The following is a 5,549-nucleotide window of genomic DNA, read 5'->3' as shown; positions in this document are numbered from 1 at the left end:
CGGCAAGCGCAAGCGGGCCAAGCGCGGCTGACACCGGTCGGCCGGTTCGTCAGGATGGGCCGTATGACTGATCGCGCGCTCTCCTTCGACTCCGTCGCCGCCCAGTACGCCGCCGCCCGCCCCGGCTACCCGCCCGTTCTCTTCGACACCGTCGAGACCCTGGCCGGCCGGTCCCTCGCCGGCGCCCGCGTCGTCGATGTCGGCGCCGGCACCGGTATCGCCACCCGGCTGCTGCGCGAACGCGGCGCCCGCGTCACCGCCGTCGAGCCGGGCCCCGGCATGGCGGCCCAGTTGCGTCGCGACCTGCCCGACGTACCGCTCGTACGGGGGACCGGCGACGCCCTGCCGCTCGCCGACGGCACGGCCGATCTGATCACGTACGCCCAGTCCTGGCACTGGACCGACCCCACGCGCTCCCTGCCCGAGGCGCTGCGCGTGCTGCGGCCCGGCGGCGCGCTCGTCCTGTGGTGGAACGTCGCCGACCCCGATGTGCCGTGGATCGCCGCGCAGGACGCCCGGCTCCGCAGCGTGGCGGGGGACGGCGCGCACGGCGGCCACGGCCCCCGCGCCGCGACACCGGACCGGCCCGCGGACGCGGGCTTCATCCGGCGGCGGGTGCGCTGGACCCGCGAGGTGTCCCTCGACACCCACCTCGGCAACCTCGGCAGTCACTCCATCTTCCGGGTGCTCGGCGCCGAGGCCACCGCCGCCTTCCTCGCGGCCGAGCGCGCCGAACTGCTCAGCGTCTTCCCCGACGGAACCGTCGAGGAGGCGTACGCCGTGGAGCTGGCGGTCACGCGACGCGGCCCCGCGCCCGAGTAGCCCCGCGCCCGAGTAACCCGCCACCGGGTAACGCGTCCCCGACCGCCGCCCGCCCTTGACGGCGTCCACCCCCGCGCGCATTATTCATCACATGATGAATTCTTCCGGGGCTGCCATCCATGCCCGCGGTCTCACCGTCCTGCGAGGCGACCGCACCGTCCTGCGCGGCCTCGACTTCGCCGTACCCCCCGGCCAGATCACCGGTCTCCTCGGGCCTTCCGGCTGCGGCAAGTCGACCCTGATGCGCTCCGTCGTCGGCACCCAGGCCAAGACCACCGGCACCCTCGACGTCCTCGGCCTCGCGGCCGGCGACGCCTCACTGCGGGCGCGGATCGGCTACGTCACCCAAGCCCCGTCCGTCTACGACGACTTGACCGTCCGTCAGAACCTCGACTACTTCGCCGCCGTACTCGACCCCGGCCGGGCCCGCCGCGAAGCGCGCCACGAGAGCGTCACCCGCACCATCTCCGACGTCGACCTCTCCTCCCACGCCCAGTCCCTGGCCGGCCGGCTCTCCGGCGGCCAGCGCAGCCGCGTCTCCCTCGCCGTCGCCCTGCTCGGGAAGCCCGAACTGCTCGTACTGGACGAACCCACCGTCGGCCTCGACCCCGTACTCCGCCGCGACCTGTGGGACCTCTTCCACCGCATCGCGCAGGAGCGCTCCGCCACGATCCTCATCTCGTCCCACGTCATGGACGAAGCCGAACGCTGCCACCGGCTGCTCCTCATGCGCGACGGCCGGATCCTCGCCGACGACACCCCCGAAGCCCTGCGCGCCCGCACCGGCTCCGACACCGTCGAAGACTCCTTCCTCCACCTGGTCGACGAGGCCAACGCCCTTCAGGAGAGCGCCCGATGACCGCGACCCGCACCCTCGCCACCGCCGCCCGCGTGCTGCGCCAGCTCCGCCACGACCCCCGGTCGATCGCGCTGCTGATCCTCGTCCCGTGCGTGATGCTCTTCCTGCTCCGCTACGTCTTCGACGGCAGCCCGCGCACCTTCGACTCCATCGGCGCCTCGCTGCTCGGCATCTTCCCCCTCATCACCATGTTCCTGGTGACCTCGATCGCCACCCTCCGCGAACGCACCTCCGGCACCCTCGAACGCCTCCTCGCCATGCCCCTCGGCAAAGGCGACCTGATCGCCGGCTACGCCCTGGCCTTCGGGCTGCTCGCCGTCGTCCAGTCCGCACTCGCCACCGGCCTCGCCCTGTGGGTGCTCGGCCTCGACGTGACCGGCTCGCCCTGGCTGCTCCTGCTCGTCGCCCTGCTCGACGCGCTCCTCGGCACCGCGCTCGGACTCTTCGTCTCGGCCTTCGCCGCGTCCGAGTTCCAGGCGGTCCAGTTCATGCCGGCGGTGATCTTCCCCCAGCTGCTGCTCTGCGGACTGTTCGCCGCACGCCCCACCATGCAGCCCGTACTGGAGGCCGTCTCCGACGTGCTGCCCATGTCGTACGCGGTCGACGGGATGAACGAGGTGCTGCGCCACACCGACATCACCGGCGACTTCGTCCGCGACATCCTGATCGTCGCGGGCTGCGCCCTGCTCGTCCTCACCCTCGGCGCGGCAACCCTGCGCCGCCGCACCGCCTAGCGCCGCCGCACCGCCCAGCGCCGGTACGCCGGAGGCCGCCCGGAACCCGCGTACCGCCCCTCGGACACCGCACGCCCGACGCCCCCGCCCGGTGCGAGGATGAACCGGTAGACAGCGAGACCCAGCACCACCGGCGAGGTGACCCCCGAATGACCAAGACAGTCGCAGTCCTCGGCACAGGCAAGATCGGCGAAGCCCTGCTCAGCGGCATGATCAGGGCCGGCTGGCGGCCCGCCGACCTGCTGGTCACCACCCGCCGCACCGAACGCGCCACGGAACTCCACGACCGCTACGGCGTCGAGCCCGTCACCAACGCCGACGCCGCCAAGCGCGCCGACACCCTCATCCTCGCCGTCAAGCCGCAGGACATGGGCAAGCTCCTCGACGAACTCGCCCCCCATGTCGCCGCCGGGACCACCCTCGTCATCAGCGCGGCAGCCGGCATCCCCACCTCCTTCATCGAGGAACGCCTGGCCGCCGGCACCCCCGTCGTCCGCGTCATGCCCAACACCCCGGTCGTCGTGGACGAGGGCATGTCCGTCATCTCGGCCGGCAGCCACGCCGTCGCCGAACACCTCAGCCACGCCGAGGAGATCTTCGGTGGGGTCGGCAAGACCCTCCGCGTCCCCGAGTCCCAGCAGGACGCGGCGACCGCACTCTCCGGATCAGGCCCGGCCTACTTCTACTTCCTGGTCGAAGCCATGACCGACGCCGGAATCCTGCTCGGACTGCCCCGCGCCCAGGCCCACGACCTGATCGTCCAGGCCGCCATCGGCGCCGCCGTCATGCTGCGCGACAGCGGCGAACACCCGGTCAAGCTCCGCGAGGCCGTCACCTCACCGGCCGGCACCACCATCAGCGCCATCCGCGAGCTGGAGAACCACGGCGTACGGGCAGCCCTGATCGCCGCCCTCGAAGCGGCCCGCGACCGCAGCCGCGAGCTCGCCTCCGGCAACGGCTGACGGGCTCCGGCCGTCAGCCGGCCGCCGCCACCAACTCCTCGGTCCGTACGACCTTCGCGAACCCGCCGCCGTGCAGCGAAACGGCCGTCGCCCGCGACAGCTCGTCGGCGGACTGCTGCCAGCCGAACGGCCCGGTCAGGTCGAACGTGTGCATGGCGTCGAGCGGGAAGAACACCTCGTAGCCGAGGTTCCCCGCCATCCGCGCCGTCGTCTCGTTGCACATGTTCGTCTGGATGCCCGCCACCACGAGCTGCCCGATCCCGGCCTCCGTCAGCCAGGCGTGCAGATCCGGCTCGCCGTAGAACGCCGAGTTCACCGACTTCGTCACCAGCAGCTCGGCACCCGCCCCCTTCCCCCGTCGCTCCGCCACGAACTCCTTGAAGTCGTTCCCCTCGTACCCCGCGCGCAGCGGTGACGAGGGGGCCGCCGAGTCGTGCCGTACGAACACGACCGGCCGCCCGCTCGCCTGCCACACGTCGAGCAACGACGCGATGTTCCGCTCCGCCTCAGGGTTGTTCCGCCGTCCCCAGAACGCCTCCTCCTCGAAGCCCTTCTGCACATCGACGACAACCAGCGCGGCCTTCTCCGAGATCTCCATGCCCCGATCCTGCCGCGCTCGGGCCGGTTCCGTCCTGACGGGTCATGTCGCAGGCAGCAGACCGATGGCCCGATAGGCCGCGTCGACCACCGGCCGGGCCATCCCCCTGGCCCGCTCGGCTCCCTCCCTCAGCACTCCGTCCACGTACTCCGGATCGGCGGCCAGCGCCGCATGCCGCTCCCGCAGCGGTCGCAGCAGCTCGACCACGGCCTCGGCGGTGTCCTTCTTGAGCGCGCCGTACGACTCGTATTCACCGGCCAGCTCGTCCGGGCTCCGCCCTTCGCAGGCCGCCAGGATCTCCAGCAGATTCGCCGGCCCCGGCCTGGCCTCACGGTCGTACTCGACCTCTCGCCCGCTGTCGGTGACGGCCCGCATGATCTTCTTGCGCACCACGTCGGCCTCGTCCAGCAGATAGACGATCCCGCTCGTGGCCTCGTGCGACTTGCCCATCTTCGACGTCGGGTCCTGGAGGTCCATCACCCGCGCGGCCACGGCCGGCGGGGTGGCACGGGGGACCGTGAACGTCGGCCCGTACCGCTGGTTGAACCGCTCGGCCAGATCCCGGGTCAGCTCGACGTGCTGGGTCTGGTCGGCGCCCACCGGCACCTCGTCGGCGGCATAGGCGAGGATGTCCGCCGCCATCAGCGCCGGGTACGACAGCAGGGAGAACCGGATGCTCTGCCCGGTGGTCCGAGCCCGCTCGCTCTTCTCCTTGTACTGGATCATGCGCCGCAGCTCGCCGTCGGTGGCCACGCACTCCAGCAGATACGACAGCCGGGTGTGCTCAGCCACATGACTCTGTACGAAGACGGTGCACAGGGCCGGATCCAGACCGGCGGCCAGCATCAGCGTGGCGGCCTGCCGACTGAGCCGGCGCACCCGCGCCGGATCGTGCTCGACTGTCAGTGCGTGCAGATCGACCACACAGAACAGCGCGTCGGCCCGGTGCTGGTCGACGTCCGCCCACTGCCGCAGAGCGCCGAGGTAGTTGCCGAGGGTCAGATGCCCGGTCGGCTTGAGCCCGCTGAAGATCCGCGTCATCCCGCTTCAACCTCCTGATCGGAGCCGCCGCCTGCGGCGTCGCCCGGACTCTCGGAGGAGAAACGCGAACGGCCGCCGAAGCGGCGGCCGTTGAGTGCATACGTGAGGGGCGGCCGCCGTCAGGCGGCCCACCACTGAGAGGTGCACGCATGCGTTGTCATGAGGTGAAGACTACCGCGCTACCCCCAAGTTGACACGCCAAACGTGGCTCCGTAATGTTCTCCGAGCTGTCCGACGTGAGCACCGGCTCAGGCCGGCCCCGGGCAGTCATTCCGCAGGGCCACAAGAAGCAGAGCGACCAGCTGGGTCGTCCTGTTTCGTGCGGCCCAGTGCGAAATGAAGAATCCGCGTTCGAATGAGCGCAACCCCGATTAGCGTCGGGGCCGGTGATTCGCTAAAGTCTCACTCGTCGGAACGGCCGAAGGGCCGGGAAGGCAAATCCCGCTGACTGGGAATCAGGGCCGAAAGGGTCTGATAGAGTCGGAGACACGAAGTACCGGAGGGAAGCGCCCGGAGAGTCCTGAGAGGGACTT

The 5,549-nt window shown here is 71.1% G+C and carries 6 protein-coding genes; 4 read left to right on the top strand and 2 right to left on the bottom strand.

The genetic code is table 11. The features are described 5' to 3' along the window. Positions 1-54: 54 nt before the first annotated feature. The 4 genes from HY68_RS08085 to proC all read left to right on the top strand — a co-directional run bounded on the left by HY68_RS08085 (position 55) and on the right by proC (position 3,377). Positions 55-822 carry a class I SAM-dependent methyltransferase gene (locus tag HY68_RS08085; RefSeq protein ID WP_041995413.1) on the top strand — a complete coding sequence of 256 codons (768 nt, stop codon included), beginning with the start codon at positions 55-57 and terminating at the stop codon, positions 820-822. Positions 823-913: 91 nt separating this feature from the next. Continuing rightward, positions 914-1,681 (top strand): ABC transporter ATP-binding protein, encoded by a 768-nt coding sequence (locus tag HY68_RS08080; RefSeq protein WP_107070062.1) that lies wholly within the window; start codon positions 914-916, stop codon positions 1,679-1,681. Then, positions 1,678-2,415, top strand: coding sequence for an ABC transporter permease (locus tag HY68_RS08075; protein WP_041986220.1), 738 nt, complete (start codon positions 1,678-1,680; stop codon positions 2,413-2,415). The genes HY68_RS08080 and HY68_RS08075 overlap by 4 nt, the downstream gene beginning before the upstream one ends. A 149-nt stretch (positions 2,416-2,564) precedes the next feature. Then, positions 2,565-3,377: a pyrroline-5-carboxylate reductase gene (gene proC, locus HY68_RS08070; RefSeq protein ID WP_041986218.1), complete on the top strand. Its 813-nt coding sequence runs from the start codon at positions 2,565-2,567 to the stop codon at positions 3,375-3,377. Between the two features lie 13 nt (positions 3,378-3,390). Here proC and HY68_RS08065 read toward each other — a convergent pair whose 3' ends face one another. Together HY68_RS08065 and trpS are read right to left on the bottom strand one after the other, a co-directional pair. Continuing rightward, positions 3,391-3,975 carry a cysteine hydrolase family protein gene (locus HY68_RS08065; protein WP_041986215.1) on the bottom strand — a complete coding sequence of 195 codons (585 nt, stop codon included), beginning with the start codon at positions 3,973-3,975 and terminating at the stop codon, positions 3,391-3,393. Positions 3,976-4,017: 42 nt separating this feature from the next. After that, complete coding sequence (gene trpS, locus HY68_RS08060; RefSeq protein WP_041986213.1) at positions 4,018-5,016, bottom strand: tryptophan--tRNA ligase; 999 nt, start codon at positions 5,014-5,016, stop codon at positions 4,018-4,020. Between the last annotated feature and the right edge of the window lie 533 nt (positions 5,017-5,549).

The sequence above is a fragment of the Streptomyces sp. AcH 505 genome (assembly GCF_000818175.1).
Taxonomy (GTDB): Bacteria; Actinomycetota; Actinomycetes; order Streptomycetales; family Streptomycetaceae; genus Streptomyces.
This window is presented reverse-complemented; position numbering and strand designations above follow the sequence as displayed.